Source organism: Streptomyces sp. NPDC012508, assembly GCF_042902595.1.
GTDB lineage: Bacteria > Actinomycetota > Actinomycetes > Streptomycetales > Streptomycetaceae > Streptomyces.
Genome location: NZ_JBIBEO010000004.1, coordinates 174093 through 189114 on the forward strand (window position 1 = coordinate 174093; position 15022 = coordinate 189114).

The window sequence follows — 15022 nt, forward strand, 5'->3', positions numbered from 1 at the left end:
TCGCCAGGGCGGCTGTCACGGCTGTGTGATCAGCCTGTGCCCTGCCTGTGAGTCGTGCGGGGCGGGCGCGGCGCCATCGTGCTCCTTGGGTTCCGTGGGGTCGATGGGCTCCCTGGGCTCCCTGGGTTCCGTGGGCTCCCGGGGCTCCATGGGGAGTGCCACGGCGAAGACGGTCTCTCCCGGGCGGCTCCGCACGGTCACGTCCCCGCCGTGGGCGGCCGTCACCGCACGGACGATGGCGAGCCCGAGCCCAGTGCTGCTGCCGCTGCCGCCGCCGGCATGGCGGGTGCGGGAGGCGTCCCCCCGGGCGAAGCGCTCGAAGACGACGGGGAGGAGCTCGGGCGGGATGCCCGGGCCGTCGTCCTCGATCTCGACGACGGCGTGGCCGCCCTCCGGCCGTACGCGCGCGGTGACGATCGTGCCGGGCGGGGTGTGGGTACGGGCGTTGGCGAGCAGGTTGACCAGGACCTGGTGGAGGCGGGCGGCGTCCGCCCGAACCGACACGGCGGAGTCGGGAAGTTCGAGCCGCCAGTGATGCTCGGGGCCCGCCGCGCGGGCGTCCGAGAGCGCGTCCACGACGAGCGGTGCGAGATCGGTGCTCTCGTACGAGAGCGGGCGTCCGGCGTCCAGTCGGGCCAGCAGCAGCAGGTCCTCGACGAGGCCCGTCATCCGGGTCGCCTCGGACTCGATCCGCCCGAGCGCGTGCCGGGTGTCGGGCCCGCACTCCTCCCCGCCGCGCCGCGTCAGCTCCGCGTACCCCCGGATCGAGGCCAGCGGCGTCCGCAGCTCATGGCTGGCGTCCGCGACGAACTGCCGTACCCGGGTCTCGCTCTGCTGGCGCGAGTGGAGCGCGGAGTGGACGTGGTCGAGCATCCGGTTGATGGCCGCGCCGACCTGCCCGACCTCGGTCCGCGGATCGGCCTCGGGAACGCGGTGGTGAAGGGCCGGCTCTCCGCTGTGGAGGGGGAGTTCGGACACCTGCGTGGCGGTGGCGGCGACCCGCCGCAGCGGGCGGAGCGCGATCCCGACGAGCGCGCCGCCGGCCAGCGAGGCGGCGACGAGACCGGCGCCGGTGACACTCACCTCGACGAGGATCAGGGTGGACAAGGTGTCCTGGACGTCGGACAGCGGGATGCCGACGAGATAGTCCCCGCGGCTCCCGGAGGCGTACTCCACCCGGTAGTCGTCCATGCCCGGCAGCTCGACGGTGTGGGGAGTGCCGTCGCGCGGAACGGCGGCCAGGGCGGCGCGCTGGGCCTCGTTCAGGGCCTGGGCACGGTACTTCGGACCGTACGCCCCCTGCTCCTCCTCCCCGGAGACGGCGGCGTCCCGCAGCTCACCGTCCACGACGGACGCGCCGATCGTGCCGAGCGGGGCGCCGGGGCCGGTGACGAAACCGAGCACCTCCGGTGTGCCGCCTGGAGTGAGCCCCGGCATGGTCTGCGGCGGCCCGGCGGCCCGGTTGGCGACGCCCCGCAGCTGCCCGTCGGCCTGGTCGTACAGATAGGACCGGAACGCGATCGTCGTCACCGTTCCGATCACGGTGGCGACGATCGCGATCAGGGTGACGGCGGAGACGACGAGCCGCGTACGCAGCGACCAGGAGCGGGGGGCTCGGACGGGGATTCGCGTGGGGCTTCGCCTGAGGCCTCGCGCAGGGCGTCGCATGGCGCCTCGCATGGGTCGCCCTACTCCCCCGGCTTGATGAGATAGCCCGCCCCGCGCCGGGTGTGGATCATGGGGGGCCGCCCCACGTCGATCTTCCGGCGCAGGTAGGAGATGTACAGCTCGACGACGTTGGCCTGGCCGCCGAAGTCGTACGACCACACCCGGTCGAGGATCTGCGCCTTGCTGAGCACCCGGCGCGGATTGCGCATGAGATAGCGCAGCAGCTCGAACTCGGTCGCGGTGAGATGGATCGACTCGCCGCCGCGCGTGACCTCGTGACTGTCCTCGTCCAGGGTCAGGTCCCCGACGGCGAGCAGCGACTCGCTCCGCGCGTGCGCCGCGCCGGACCGCCGGATCAGCCCGCGCAGCCGCGCCACGACCTCCTCCAGGCTGAACGGCTTGGTGACGTAGTCGTCCCCGCCCGCGGTGAGCCCGGCGATCCGGTCCTCGACGGCGTCCTTGGCGGTCAGGAACAGCACCGGCACCTCCGGCTGCTCGCGGCGCAGCCGGCCGAGCACCGAGAGCCCGTCCATGTCGGGCAGCATCATGTCGAGGATCACCGCGTCCGGCCGGAACTCCCGCGCCTCGCGCAGCGCCGCCGCCCCGTCGCCTGCGCTGTGCACCTGCCAGCCCTCGTACCGCAGGGCCATGGAGAGCAGCTCGGCGAGCGAGGCCTCGTCGTCCACGACGAGGACGCGGACGGCGGAACCGTCGGGCCGGAGCATGTCGGTGCGCCCGCGGGACGTGGTCGCGGTCGGTCTGATCGCAGTCATACGGTCACGCTGGCCGGACGTACTGAGATCTCTCTTTCCGTTAGCTGTGAATTCCCTGAGAAACCTGGGGGAAGAGCGCGGCGCCGTTCTCGTACAGGACGCGGCGCAGCCAGTCGTCCCCGAGGCCGAGCCGTTCGAGGGCGTGGAGCTGGTGGACGTACGGATAGGGGATGTTCGGGAAGTCGGAGCCCAGGAGGATCCGGTCGCCCAGCGCGCGCAGCCGGGGGAGTTCGGCGGCGGGGAAGGGCGCGAGGCGTTCGCTGAAATCGGTGAAGGCCATGGTGGTGTCCAGGTGGACGCCTTCGTACCGCTCGGCGAGGTCGAGGAAGTCGGCGTACTCGGGCATTCCCATGTGCGCGACGATCAGCCGCAGCCGGGGATGGCGGGCGAGGAGCTGTCCGACGGGCCCGGGGCCGGTGAACTTTCCGGGGGCGGGCCCGGAACCGCAGTGGACGACGACGGGCGTGCCGGCGTCGGCGAGGAGGCCCCAACCGGCATCGAGGAGCGGATCGTTCGGGTCGAACCCGCCGACCTGGAGGTGCACCTTGAAGACGCGGGCGCCGTCGTCGATCGCCGTGCCGACGTACGAGGTCGCGTCGGGTTCGGGGTAGAGGGTGGCGGTGTGAAGGCAGTCGGGCGTACGGGCGGCGAAGCCGGCGGCCCAGGCGTTGAGCCACGGGGCCATGCCGGCCCTGTGCGGGTAGAGCATCGAGGTGAAGGCGAGGACCCCGAACTCGCGGAGGAGGGCGACCCGCCGGTCCTCCTCCTCGCGGTAGGTGATGGGCCACTCCACACCGGTGAGGGGGCCGACGGCGTCGAAGTAGGCCCAGACCTTGTCGAGGACGTTCTGGGGCATGAAGTGGGTGTGGACGTCGACGAACCCAGGGATCCCGAGTCGCCGGGCGAGCTGCCCCGCGAGCTGCCGCGTCGTGTCAGCCGCGCTCAAAACCGTAACTCCGCTCGACCTTGCCGATGTGGACGCTGTAACTCTCGTACCAGTGCTCCCTGCCGTGACGCTTCGCGGCCTGGTGCTCGGCGTTGTCCCGCCAGGCGTCGAGGGAGGCGAGGTCGCGGAAGTACGCGACGGTGATGCCGATGCCGCCGGGGGTGCGGGCGGACTCATGACCGAGGAAGCCGGGAAGCTCGCTGACGATCTTCTCCATACGGTCGCTGGTCTCGGCGTATCCCTCGGGGGAGTCGGGCCGGATCGAGGTGAAGACAGCGGTGTAGTAAGGCGGTTCAAGGCCCGCCACCAGGTTCGGGGTCATGTGGATCACCCTCCGCCGGGCAGGGCGGGCGTGTCCATAAGGGTCGCCCGAAGGGATCCAAGTCTTTACCCGGTCACGCAGTCGGGGGTCCTCGCTACAGGGGGAACAGCTCGTCCTGGACGTCGGTGTCCGCCCTCCGCACGGGCACGGTGACGCGGTGGCCGGGGTCCGCGGAGACGAGCCCCCAGCCACGCACGACACGGGTGTCGACGGCGAGACAGCGCCCCGCGGCATCACGAAGGTGCAGGTCGGGCCCGGCGGCGGCGAGGAGGCGCCCGGCGACGACACCGCCGCCGACGAGCTCGGTGACGGAGCCCGAGAGCGGCGGCAGGCCCTCGAGCCCGAACGCCTCGGCATGGTCGTACGCCTGGAACTCCAGCCGCTCCAGGGTCTCGGCCCATCCGGGGAGCGCGGTGGCCCGCCCGTACAGCTCCTCGATCTCGCGGCGGCGCGCGTCCGGGCCGGGCAGGTCGTGCCGCACGGCGCGCTTACGGGCGTACGGGATCCGGTCGGGCACCTTCAGGGCGTGGCGCAGCAGCTCCTCCGTCCGCCGGGCGGCCATGAGCGGCCCGCGCCCCAGCCAGCCGAAGGCGACGGCCCCCTGCTCCAGGAGCCGGGCGTCGCCGCGCTCCTCGGCCGTGATCCCGACCTTCGTCATCCCGGGCCCGAACCAGGCGAGATACACGCGGTACGTCCGGGGGTCGTCGGCGACCGTGTCGGCGGCGACCGAGTGGACCCGGTCGAGCCGCGCGCACTCGGGGCACTGCCCGCCGGTGGCGCGGGCGGGCACGGTCGCGTCGAGCGGGCAGGGGTTTCCGCGGGCGCCGGGACAGCGCCGCGGCCCGACGGCCCGGAAGGCGACCTGCTGCCCGTACGCGAGCACGGAGACCCGCCCACCGTCCCAGCGGAGCCCGGGCACACCCCCGCTCCACCGCATCCCGACACACCGCCACGTCACGGAACCAGTCTGCTCCGAGCCACTGACAACGGAAGCGACGAGGCCGGCGGCCGGGCGTCAGGGGGCCCGGGCCCTACGAGCACGGGGGCGCCGATGAGTACGGCACAACGCAAGAGGCCCGGACTCTCGTCCGGGCCTCTTGCCTGCTGTGCACTCGGCAGGATTCGAACCTGCAACCTTCTGATCCGTAGTCAGATGCTCTATCCGTTAAGCTACGAGTGCTTGTGCTTCCCGGCTTTTTTCTTGCCGGTCGGCGTTGCGTGGACAACATTACATGACCTGCGCCGTAGCGCGAAATCCATTAGCCAGACCACCCCTGACCTGCGGAAACGTCATCCTGAGGGTTCCCCTCCGCCCCCGTGACACCGCCGTACGGGTGAGCCTCGATCCGCCGTCCGGGACCGGGAACGGCCGAAGCCCCGGCCTGTGGGGCCGGGGCTTCGGGTGGGGCGGAGGCGGAGGGATTTGAACCCTCGATGGGCTTTAAGGCCCAAACCGCATTAGCAGTGCGGCGCCATAGACCGGACTAGGCGACGCCTCCATGCACCTTCACGCGGGCGTGAGTGGTGCGTGCAGATGATGACACAGGCGAGCCTGGTGTCACCAATCGCTTCTCACCGTACTAGCCCTCCGGGGCGGAGAGCAAAGCCCCTCGGCGCACCCCGGTTGCGCAACGAACGGCAGTACGGAGCGTTAGACGGGACGGGCCCGCGCCCCGGCCCCATCCGCCTCCCTGGAGTTCGTATGCTGCGCAGCCTCGTCCTCGCCACCCTCGCCGCCACCACGACCACCGCCGCCGGCCTCGGTGGCGTCGGCGGGCTCGGGCCCCTGCCCTCCCTGCCGTTGCTGTCCTCGCCCGACACGCTCACCGTGACGATCACCAAGAGCGGCCACCGGAACGCCGACGGCACCTTCCGGCTCGAGTGCGGCGACAAGCCCGGCGGGACCCACCCGGCCGCCGCGCGCGCCTGTGCCCGCCTCGCCAGGCACGCCGAGGCGGGGAAGAACCCGTTCGCGCCCGTCGCCGAGGACCGGATCTGCTCCCTCCAGCACGGCGGGCCCGCCACCGCGCACATCACCGGGCAATGGCAGGGCCGCGCCGTCGACGCCCGCTTCTCCCGGGCCGACGGATGCGAGATCGAACGGTGGGAGAACCTGGAGCCCGTACTGCCCCACGTGCGGTGATGCGGTGAGGATGCCGTTGGGATGTTGCCGCGGGCATGCGACCTCCCCCCGAGACCGCCGGGCCTGCCTTTAGACTCCCTCTCAGTGACAGGCTGCGGTCCGGAGGGCAAGATGGGGCCGGCCAGCCGGGCAAGGTGCAGTGAGTCAGGGAGGAAGCGTCGTCGTGAGCAGCAGGCCATCCCGAGGCGCTGCTCGCCTCGCAGCCATACTTGACGCCCTCCCCGACGGCCTCGTGCTCGTCAACTGCAACGGCACGGTCGTCAACGCCAACACCATCGCCCTCGGCATGTTCGAGACCCCCGGCACCGCACTCGTCGGGCGCGGGCTGCTCGATCTGCTGCCCGGGTTCGACTCGCGCCTGATCCCCGGCTCCATGCGGCGCCCCGAGGGCACCGACGAACACGGCCGTACGAAGCCGACCCGCATGATCGCCCGCCGGACGGACGGCAGCGAGTTCGCCGTCGAGGTGACCAGCGCCAGCCTCGAGGACGGGCGCGAGGCCTACGACTCGTACACCGCCTACACCGGCGACGAGCTGCTCATGCTCGTCGTCCGCGACCTCACCGGCACGCTCGACACCGAGGCCGAGCTCGCCCGCTCGCAGCGCCAGACCGAGATGATCCTGCGCGCGGCCTCCGAAGGCGTCGTCGGTACGGACACCGACGGGCGGGTCGTCCTCGTCAACCCCGCCGCCGCGCAGATCCTCGGCTACCGCGCCAGCGACCTCGGCGGCAAGGACCTGCACCCCCTGATCCTGCACTCGCGCGCGGACGGCGAGCCCTTCCCGTACGAGGAGTCGCCGCTCGCCGACACCCTCAAGTCGGGGCGCAAGCACCGCGTCCGCGGGCAGGTGCTGTGGGCGAAGAACGGTTCTCAGGTACCGGTCGACCTCACGACCGCTCCCGTACGGGACGGGGACCAGCTCGTCGGAGCGGTGATGACCTTCACCGACCGCCGGCCGTACGAGCAGCTCGCCGAGGAGCGGACGACCGAGCTCGCCACCCTCACCGAGAACCACGCGGCCGAGCTCGCGACCCTCACCGAGAAGCACGCCGCCGAGCTCGCCGAGCTGAAGAAGAGCCACGAGGAGCGGGCGACGGCGGAGAAGGAGCGGTACGAAGCGCTGGCCGCCCGGCACGAGCAGCTGACGGCCGTCCTCGGCGAGTCGCTGCGCGGGCCGCTGGAGGAGCTGCGGACCGAACTCTCCACCCTCGCCGCCGACGACGCCGGACAGCTCTGGCCCGAGGCCAACCAGCTCCTGCATCACCTGGCCGCCGGATACGCCCGGATGACGACCCTCGTCGACAACGTCCTCGGCTACCAGCGTCTGGACGCCGGGGCGGAGACGCTCGGCACGTCCGTCGTCCTGCTCGACACCGTCGTCACGGCCGGCGTCGACGGGGCCGTGGAGCTCATCGGGCCCGGCCGGGCGCAGTTCGCCGTGCACGCCCCGCCGATCGAGGCCGAGGTGGACGCGGGCCGGCTCGCGACCGCGCTCGCCCATCTCGTCGCGGACGTCGCCGGGGTGGACTCGACCGGCAAGGCCCGCGTCGTGCCGGGTGCCGGGTACGCCGACTCGACGATCGTGGTGGCCGCCGCGCAGCGCGGTGAGGTCGTACGGATCGAGGTCCGCGGACCGTACGCCGGTGGCGACCCCGTCCACCAGCCCATCGTCCGCGGCATCGTGGCCGCGCACGGCGGTGTGGTGCAGACGCACGAGGTGCCGGGGATGAGCGGCAGCGCGTACGTCCTCGAGGTGCCGCTCGGCGCCGGGAGGGGGACGGTCACGCCCCCGCCCGCGCCCCCCGCGCCTCCTGTCGCGGCCGGCTCGGAGCCGACGGTCGCGCCGTCCGACGGGGCCGCGCTCGCGCTGCCCGCGCAGGCCTCGGACACGAACGGTGGCGGACGTCGGCGCGCCCGGCGGGCGTCCACCGACGCCTTCCTGGACAGCCCGGTGGCCGCCGAGGGCGGCAGCGCCGGCGCCGTCGAGCCGACCGGCCGTCGACGCGGCCGTACGGAGCAGGCTCCGGCCGCTCCCGCCGAGCTGATCCCGGCCCAGAACGCGGGCACGGCGACCGGTTCGGCAGAGGGCGCGGCCTCCTCCGGTGCCGTCGAGCCGACCGGGCGCCGTCGCGGCCGGCCCGCCGAGGGCTCCGTGGTGACGGCCGCCGAAGGCGCGCAGGGCCGTGCCGCGCTCGGCGACACCGTGCCCCCGCAGGGCGTGCCCGTACCCGCCCAGGGCGTCCCGGCCGAGGCTCCCGCCCTGACCGCCCTGGCCCTGCCCGCGTCGGGCGGCGACGAGACGGGCGCGCCGCAGCCCACCGGGCGCCGTGCGCGCCGGGCGCTCGCGGCGCAGGAGCGGACCGCGGCCGCCGAGGCCGGGCCCCGTACGCCGTTCGCGCTGCCCCCGGCCGACGCGGACCGCGCCCCGGAGGCCGAGAGCGCTCAGCCCCCCGCGCGGCCGGCACAGCCGCAGGCCGTATCCGCGACGCAGGCGGCGCAGCCTGCGCCGCAGGCCATGCCGGTCTCGCAGGCCATGCCGGTCTCGCAGCCGACGCCCATGGCGATGCCGATGCCCATGCCCATGGCGACGCCGATGCCGATGACCGTCAGCGACGAGGGTCAGCACGACGCCGTACGGTCCGGGCCCGACGCCGACCACACGCCGCCGCAGCCGCACCCGCTGCCCGAACCGACCGGTCGCCGCCGGAACACGGCCGGGCCGCAGGAGACGACCAGCGGCACCGGCACCGGTTCCGTACCGCTGCCTCCGGAGATGCCCGCGCCTGCCGCTGGGCCCCCCGCCGCGCCTGCCGCTGTGCCCCCCGCCGCGCCTGCCGCTGGGCCCGCCGCCGCGCCCAAGGAGCCGAAGGACGGGACGCAGGGTGGGCGGGCGTTCAGCGTGCGGACGCTCGGGCAGGGCGTGCCCTTCGCCCAGCAGATCGCCGCACAGCAGAGCGCCGCGCAGCAGAGCGGGCACACCCCGCCGCCCGCCGGGAGCAACGGCTCCGGGCGGCGGCGCAAGCTCGCCACCCCGCCCGAGGGCGACCGGCCCGCGCCCGCCGCCGTGACCGCGGCACCCGCCGAGCCCGCGGGCAAGCAGCACCCGCAGACCAAGCTGTCCCCCGCGGCCCCCGAAGGCCGCTCGTACGCCATAGGAGCCCCCGCCGAGGGCGCCGCCGAGGGTCCCGAGCCGCTCGACGGTCCCGGCGGCGCGGTCGAGGTCGCCCACCAGCCCGTGCCGCGGCCCCTCGACGACGAGCTGCCCCCGGAGCCGCTGGACAACCCGCGCCGGCTGCTCGTCTGGCCCGCGCCGGACGTCTCCACGCAGCAGGCGCTGAGCGACCGCGGCTACCGGCCGGTGATCGTCCACTCCCGCGAGGAGGTCGACGCCCAGATCGCCGCCTTCCCCGCCGCGCTCTTCGTCGACCCGCTGACCGGGCCCATCACCCGTACCGCGCTCCAGTCGCTCCGCCAGGCGGCCGTCGCCGCCGAGGTGCCTGTCCTGCTCGCGGCCGGGCTCGGGCAGGCGACCCGGGAGGCGGCGTACGGCGCCGACCCCGCCGTACTCCTCAAGGCGCTGGCGCCCCGCGACAGTGAGCAGCACCCGTCGCGCGTGCTCCTCATCGAGGAGAACGACGACATCGCGCAGGCGCTCGGCGCGACCCTGGAGCGGCGCGGGATGCAGGTGGCACGGGCCGCGGCCGACACCGACGCGGTCACGCTGGCCACCCAGATCCGGCCGAACCTGGTGGTGATGGACCTGATGCAGGTGCGCCGCCGGCGCGCCGGGATCATCGACTGGCTGCGCGCGAACGGGCAGTTGAACCGCACCCCGCTCGTCGTCTACACCTCGGTCGATCTCGACGAGGCCGAGCTGCCGAAGCTGTCGTCCGGCGAGACCGTCCTCTTCCTCGCGGAACGTGCGAACAGCAACGAGGTGCAGGCCCGGATCGTCGACCTGCTCGCGAAGATCGGCACCAACTGAGAAGGAGGGGGAGCGGTGGACCCCGCTCCCCCTCCTCCCGTACGGACTACGGACTGCGGACTACAGCTGGGTGACGTCCAGCTCGCCCTCCGCGTACTGCCTGCGGATCACCTTCTTGTCGAACTTGCCAACGCTCGTCTTGGGCACCGCCGGCACGATGGCCCAGCGCTCCGGAAGCTGCCACTTGGCGATGCCGCCCTCGGTGGCGAGGAAGTCCTTCAGCGCCTCGTAGTCCGCCGTGGCGCCGTCCTTCAGGACGACGGTCGCGAGCGGCCGCTCGCCCCACTTCTCGTCCGGTACGGCGACGACGGCGGCTTCGGCGACCTCCGGGTGCGCCATGATGGCGTTCTCCAGCTCGACGCTCGAAATCCACTCGCCGCCGGACTTGATGACGTCCTTGGCGCGGTCGGTGAGGGTGAGGTAGCCGTCCGGGCTGATGACGCCGACGTCACCCGTCTTCAGCCAGCCGTCCTCGCTGAACTTGTCGGCGGGGCGAATCGGTTCGCCGTCGACGCCGCCGAAGTACGAGCCGGCGATCCAGGTTCCGCGCACCTCCAGCTCACCGGCCGACTCGCCGTCCCAGGGCAGCAGGTCGCCGCCGGGGCCGACGAGGCGGCCCTCGACACCGGCCGGGAAGCGGCCCTGCGTGACGCGGTACGACCACTCCTCCTCGGCGGTCAGGCCGGCCGGCGGGTGGGCCATGGTGCCGAGCGGGGAGGTCTCCGTCATGCCCCAGGCGTGGCAGAGGCGGACGCCGAGCCGGTCGTACGCCTCCATGAGGGAGGGCGGACAGGCCGCGCCGCCGATGGTGACCTGCTTCATGGAGGAGAGGTCGCGGGGGTTGGCGGTGACCTCGGCGAGCAGACCCTGCCAGATGGTGGGGACGGCGGCGGCGTGGCTCGGCTTCTCGCGCTCGATCATCTCGGCGAGCGGGGCGGGCTGGAGGAAGCGGTCCGGCATCAGCATGTTGATGCCGGTCATGAACGTGGCGTGCGGCAGGCCCCAGGCGTTGACGTGGAACTGCGGGACGACGACGAGGGTCGTGTCCGCGGCCGTCAGACCCATCGACTCGGCCATGTTGACCTGCATGGAGTGCAGGTAGATCGAACGGTGGGAGTAGACGACGCCCTTGGGGTCGCCGGTGGTGCCGGAGGTGTAGCACATGGCGGCGGCCGCACGCTCGTCGAGCTCGGGCCAGTCGAAGGTGGTGGGGCGGCCCGCGATCAGCTCCTCGTAGTCGTGCACGCGGGGCGTCACCCCGTCCAGCGCCGAACGGTCGCCGGGTCCGGCGACCACGATGTGCTCGATGGTCGGCAGGTGGGGGAGGAGCGGCACGAGGAGGGGAAGCAGCGAACCGTTGACGATGACCACCCGGTCGTCGGCGTGGTTCACGATGAACGCCAACTGCTCGGGCGGAAGCCGCAGGTTGAGGGTGTGCAGGACCGCGCCCATGGAGGGGATCGCGAAGTACGCCTCGACGTGCTGCGCGTTGTTCCACATGAGCGTCGCGACCCGCTGGTCACCGGTGACTCCGAGCTCGTCGCGCAGGGCGTTCGCCAACTGGGTCGCGCGGGCGCCCGTCTCCGCGAAGGTCTGGCGGTGCGGCTCGGGCTCTCCGGTCCAGGTGGTGATCAGGGACTTTCCGTGAATCGTCATCCCGTGGTTCAGGATGCGGGTCACAGTCAGCTGTACGTCCTGCATGGTGCTCAGCACGGCGTCCTCCCGGTGGGCGCTACGTGGCAGTAAGGGTGTGGAGATTCTGCGCACGTACCGCTCGGTATGTCACTACCCGGGAGTACGGAAATTGCCAGTGATTGCTGGCAGAGGCTGCGGCGTCAGCGCACGGGGGAGAGCTCCGGGTCCTCGCGGAGCTTGCCGAGCGCACGCGACACCGCGCTCTTGACCGTACCGATCGAGACGCCCAGCACCTCGGCCGTCTGCGCCTCGCTGAGGTCCTCGTAGTACCGCAGGACGACCATCGCCCGCTGGCGGTCCGGGAGCTTCATCACCGCGCGCCACATGGCGTCGTGCAGCACCTGCCGCTCGGCCGGGTCCGGCTCGGGCAGCCCGGCCGGCTCCGGAAGCTCCTCGCACGCGAACTCGTCGACCTTCCGCTTGCGCCACTGGGACGTACGGGTGTTCAGCAGCGCGCGCCGCACATAGCCGTCCAGGGCGCGGTGGTCCTCGATCCGCTCCCAGGCGACGAACGTCTTGGTCAGCGCGGTCTGCAGCAGGTCCTCGGCGTCCGACGGGTTCGCGGTCAGCGAGCGCGCTGTGCGCAGCAGCACGGGCCCGCGTGCCCGTACGTAGGACGAGAACGACGGGTAGCCGGCGGCCGTGGAGGCGCCGACACAGACGGGGCCGGGAGGTGGCGGAGTCATGACTCCACGCTAGGAGCGGGTACGTGGGCGGCGGATCGGCCCCAGGTCCCGAACCGCACTCCCCCTCAGGTTGTAGGGGTGGGGACGGCTGGACCTCCTGAAGGTGGAGGTGGGATGAGCCTGGAGTCAGGGTCGGGGCCGGCCGACGCCTCAGCCGTCCGCGCCCAGGATCAAACCGGACGTGGGGACTCCGGTGCCCGCCGTGACCAGCGTCCTGGCCACGCCCGGTATCTGGTTCACGGACGTGCCCCGCACCTGCCGCACGGCTTCCGCGATCCCGTTCATCCCGTGCAGATACGCCTCCCCCAGCTGGCCTCCGTGGGTGTTCAGCGGCAGCGCGTCCGCCACGACGAAGTCGGCCGCCTCCCCGGGGCCGCAGAACCCGAACTCCTCCAGCTGCATGAGGACGAACGGGGTGAAGTGGTCGTAGAGGATGCCGACGTCGATGTCTGCGGGGGCGAGGCCGGAGGTCTGCCACAGCTGTCGCGCCACCACGCCCATCTCGGGCAGGCCGGTCAGGTCGTCGCGGTAGAAGCTGGTCATCGCCTCCTGGGCGCGTCCGGCTCCCTGGGCCGCGGCGACGATCACCGCGGGCGGCCGGCGCAGGTCGCGGGCGCGCTCGGCGGAGGTGACGACGATCGCCTGCCCCCCGTCGGTCTCCTGGCAGCAGTCGAGGAGCCGGAGCGGCTCGACGATCCAGCGCGAGGCGGCGTGGTCGGCGAGCGTGATCGGCTTGCCGTGGAAGTACGCGGCGGGGTTGGTGGCCGCGTACCGCCGGTCGGTGACGGCGACATGGCCGAACGCGTCCGGGGTCAGCCGGTACGTGTGGAGATACCGCTGGGCGATCATGGCGACCCAGGAGGCCGGGGTGAGCAGCCCGTAGGGCAGCTGCCAGCCGAGCGCGGCGCCCTCGGCGGAGGGCTCGCGCTGCTGGACGCCCGATCCGAAGCGGCGCCCGGAGCGTTCGTTGAACGCCCGGTAGCAGACGACGACGTCGGCGACCCCGGCGGCCACGGCGAGGGCGGCCTGCTGGACGGTGGCGCAGGCGGCCCCGCCCCCGTAATGGATGCGGGAGAAGAACGACAGCTCGCCGATGCCGGCCGCCTGGGCGACGGTGATCTCCGGGCTGGTGTCCATGGTGAAGGTGACCATGCCGTCCACGTCGGCGGGGGTCAGCCCGGCGTCGTCGAGCGCCGCGTGCACCGCCTCCACGGCCAGCTTGAGCTCGCTGCGGCCGGAGTCCTTGGAGAACTCGGTCGCCCCGATCCCGGCGATCGCGGCGCGCCCGCCGAGCCGGTCGGCTCTCCGGATGCTCATGCCCCTGCCTCCTTCGCCTCGGGCGCGTGCCCAGGCAGGCTCACCGTCCCTGTCCCTGTCCCCGTCCCCGGCTCCGGCTCCGGCAGGCCCACCGTCACCGTCCCCGTCACGTGGTGGCCGAGCCCGTTGGCGCCGACCACGCGCACCTGGGCCGTGGCGCCCTCGACCTCGATGACCGTGCCCGTCAACGTCATCGTGTCCCCCGGATAGTTGGGCGCGCCGAGCCGTATCGCCACCTTGCGCAGGACCGCCCCCGGGCCGAGCCGGTCGGTGATGTACCGCCCCACCAGGCCGTTCGTCGTCAGGATGTTCATGAAGATGTCGGGGGAGCCCTTCGCCCTGGCCAGCTCCGCGTCGTGGTGCACGTCCTGGTAGTCCCGGGAGGCGACGGACCCGGCGACGATCAGGGTGCGGGTGATCGGGATCTCCAGCGGCGCCAGCGTGTCCCCGGCCTTCATGAGCGCTCTCCGTTCGCGATCAGGTCGCCCAGTTCGGCGAGGAGTTCGGTGCCGCAGCCGAGGTACGCGTCGAGCTGTCTGCCCCAGAGGAAGTGGCGGTGGACGGGGTGGTCGAGGTCGGCCCCCATGCCGCCGTGGAGGTGCTGCCCGGCGTGGACGACCCGCTTTCCCGCCTCCGACGCCCACCAGGCGGCGGTCAGCGCGTGCTCGGCGGCCTCCAGCCCCTCGTCGTGCCGCCAGGCCGCCTCGTAGGCCGTCACCCGGATCGCCTCGGTGTCCATATGGGCGTCGGCGGCCCGGAGCTGGACGGCCTGGTGGGTGGAGAGGGGGCGCCCGAACTGCTCCCGTACCGAGGTGTACGCGACGGCCCGGGCCAGCGAGCCGGCACAGACCCCCGCCTGGAGCCCGGCGAACACGATCCGGGCTGTGGCCAGCACGTCCGCACGGGCGCCCGCGCCCCCGATCCGCTCGCCGCGCGCGGCGTCGAGGACGAGCCGGCCGGCGGCCCAGGGGGCGGTGAGCTCGACGGGCACGACGGAGGCTTCCGCCGTGGGCACGAGCCACAGGGCGCCGTCCTGGTCCGGTACGAGGACATGGGTGGCGTCCCTGAGCCAGGGCACCCACTCCACCGCCCCCGACAGTCGGCCGTCCCCGTCGGCCCGTACGTGTCCGGCGGGCGGGAAGGCCCCCGTCGCCACGCTCGTACCGTCCCGGAGCCCCGGCAGCAGCCGGTCACGCTGCTCTGCCGTGCCGTGCCGGGCGAGGGTGAGGAGGCCGAACGCACCGCTCGCGGCGAACGGCACCTGAGCCGTCGTACGCCCCTGCTCCTCGGCGAGCAGCACCAGGCCGAGCAGCCCGATCTCCTCGACCGCTCCGGGCAGTCCGGCCGCGCACAGGGCCTTCCACAGCTCGGCGTCCGTACCCGTGCCGGCCGCCGCGAGCCGCTCGTGCGTGGAGAGGTCGCCGAAGATCCGCGCCGCCAGCTCCAGTGCCGCGGTCTGCTCCTCCGTGGGCGTGAAGTCCATG

At 73.1% G+C, this 15022-nt stretch carries 12 protein-coding genes and 2 tRNA genes; 2 read left to right on the forward strand and 12 right to left on the reverse strand.

Annotated features, from left to right (window positions below; genetic code table 11):
• Positions 1-15: 15 nt before the first annotated feature.
• The 7 genes from ACFY8U_RS15030 to ACFY8U_RS15060 form a co-directional block, all read right to left on the reverse strand.
• On the reverse strand, positions 16-1668 hold the full coding sequence (locus ACFY8U_RS15030; RefSeq protein ID WP_389570021.1) for an ATP-binding protein: 1653 nt from the start codon (positions 1666-1668) through the stop codon (positions 16-18).
• A 20-nt stretch (positions 1669-1688) separates the two neighbouring features.
• Positions 1689-2441, reverse strand: coding sequence for a response regulator transcription factor (locus tag ACFY8U_RS15035; protein WP_389570024.1), 753 nt, complete (start codon positions 2439-2441; stop codon positions 1689-1691).
• Between the two features lie 40 nt (positions 2442-2481).
• Positions 2482-3387: an amidohydrolase family protein gene (locus ACFY8U_RS15040; protein ID WP_389570025.1), complete on the reverse strand. Its 906-nt coding sequence runs from the start codon at positions 3385-3387 to the stop codon at positions 2482-2484.
• Positions 3374-3709 carry an antibiotic biosynthesis monooxygenase gene (locus ACFY8U_RS15045; RefSeq protein WP_361435580.1) on the reverse strand — a complete coding sequence of 112 codons (336 nt, stop codon included), beginning with the start codon at positions 3707-3709 and terminating at the stop codon, positions 3374-3376. Before ACFY8U_RS15045 ends, ACFY8U_RS15040 begins: the two co-directional genes overlap by 14 nt.
• Positions 3710-3803: 94 nt before the next feature.
• Positions 3804-4646: a DUF2797 domain-containing protein gene (locus ACFY8U_RS15050; protein WP_389570910.1), complete on the reverse strand. Its 843-nt coding sequence runs from the start codon at positions 4644-4646 to the stop codon at positions 3804-3806.
• Positions 4647-4816: 170 nt separating this feature from the next.
• A tRNA-Arg gene (locus ACFY8U_RS15055) sits at positions 4817-4889 on the reverse strand.
• Positions 4890-5117: 228 nt separating this feature from the next.
• A tRNA-Ser gene (locus ACFY8U_RS15060) sits at positions 5118-5208 on the reverse strand.
• Between the two features lie 203 nt (positions 5209-5411).
• On the opposite strand from ACFY8U_RS15060, the gene ACFY8U_RS15065 reads away from it, so the two are divergent.
• Together ACFY8U_RS15065 and ACFY8U_RS15070 are read left to right on the forward strand one after the other, a co-directional pair.
• Positions 5412-5852, forward strand: a complete 441-nt coding sequence (locus ACFY8U_RS15065) for an SSI family serine proteinase inhibitor (protein ID WP_389570028.1) — start codon at positions 5412-5414, stop codon at positions 5850-5852.
• Between the two features lie 163 nt (positions 5853-6015).
• Complete coding sequence (locus ACFY8U_RS15070) at positions 6016-9840, forward strand: PAS domain-containing protein (RefSeq protein ID WP_389570030.1); 3825 nt, start codon at positions 6016-6018, stop codon at positions 9838-9840.
• Between the two features lie 60 nt (positions 9841-9900).
• Here the strand turns inward: ACFY8U_RS15070 and ACFY8U_RS15075 are convergent, their stop codons facing one another.
• The 5 genes from ACFY8U_RS15075 to ACFY8U_RS15095 all read right to left on the reverse strand — a co-directional run bounded on the left by ACFY8U_RS15075 (position 9901) and on the right by ACFY8U_RS15095 (position 15021).
• On the reverse strand, positions 9901-11553 hold the full coding sequence (locus ACFY8U_RS15075; RefSeq protein WP_389570033.1) for a long-chain fatty acid--CoA ligase: 1653 nt from the start codon (positions 11551-11553) through the stop codon (positions 9901-9903).
• A gap of 122 nt (positions 11554-11675) precedes the next feature.
• Entirely contained in the window at positions 11676-12221 is a 546-nt protein-coding gene (locus tag ACFY8U_RS15080) for a SigE family RNA polymerase sigma factor (RefSeq protein ID WP_361435562.1), read from the reverse strand.
• Positions 12222-12371: 150 nt separating this feature from the next.
• Positions 12372-13538, reverse strand: a complete 1167-nt coding sequence (locus ACFY8U_RS15085; RefSeq protein ID WP_389570036.1) for a lipid-transfer protein — start codon at positions 13536-13538, stop codon at positions 12372-12374.
• Complete coding sequence (locus tag ACFY8U_RS15090) at positions 13535-13996, reverse strand: MaoC family dehydratase (RefSeq protein ID WP_389570038.1); 462 nt, start codon at positions 13994-13996, stop codon at positions 13535-13537. The genes ACFY8U_RS15085 and ACFY8U_RS15090 overlap by 4 nt, the downstream gene beginning before the upstream one ends.
• Positions 13993-15021, reverse strand: a complete 1029-nt coding sequence (locus ACFY8U_RS15095; protein ID WP_389570041.1) for an acyl-CoA dehydrogenase family protein — start codon at positions 15019-15021, stop codon at positions 13993-13995. Before ACFY8U_RS15095 ends, ACFY8U_RS15090 begins: the two co-directional genes overlap by 4 nt.
• Between the last annotated feature and the right edge of the window lies 1 nt (position 15022).

Coding starts and splice junctions, on each gene's coding strand:
- ACFY8U_RS15030 (WP_389570021.1), bottom strand. CDS start 1,668: ATGCGACGCCCTGCGCGAGGCCTCAGGCGAAGCCCCACGCGAATCCCC.
- ACFY8U_RS15035 (WP_389570024.1), bottom strand. CDS start 2,441: ATGACTGCGATCAGACCGACCGCGACCACGTCCCGCGGGCGCACCGAC.
- ACFY8U_RS15045 (WP_361435580.1), bottom strand. CDS start 3,709: ATGACCCCGAACCTGGTGGCGGGCCTTGAACCGCCTTACTACACCGCT.
- ACFY8U_RS15050 (WP_389570910.1), bottom strand. CDS start 4,646: ATGCGGTGGAGCGGGGGTGTGCCCGGGCTCCGCTGGGACGGTGGGCGG.
- ACFY8U_RS15065 (WP_389570028.1), top strand. CDS start 5,412: ATGCTGCGCAGCCTCGTCCTCGCCACCCTCGCCGCCACCACGACCACC.
- ACFY8U_RS15080 (WP_361435562.1), bottom strand. CDS start 12,221: ATGACTCCGCCACCTCCCGGCCCCGTCTGTGTCGGCGCCTCCACGGCC.
- ACFY8U_RS15085 (WP_389570036.1), bottom strand. CDS start 13,538: ATGAGCATCCGGAGAGCCGACCGGCTCGGCGGGCGCGCCGCGATCGCC.
- ACFY8U_RS15090 (WP_389570038.1), bottom strand. CDS start 13,996: ATGAAGGCCGGGGACACGCTGGCGCCGCTGGAGATCCCGATCACCCGC.
- ACFY8U_RS15095 (WP_389570041.1), bottom strand. CDS start 15,021: ATGGACTTCACGCCCACGGAGGAGCAGACCGCGGCACTGGAGCTGGCG.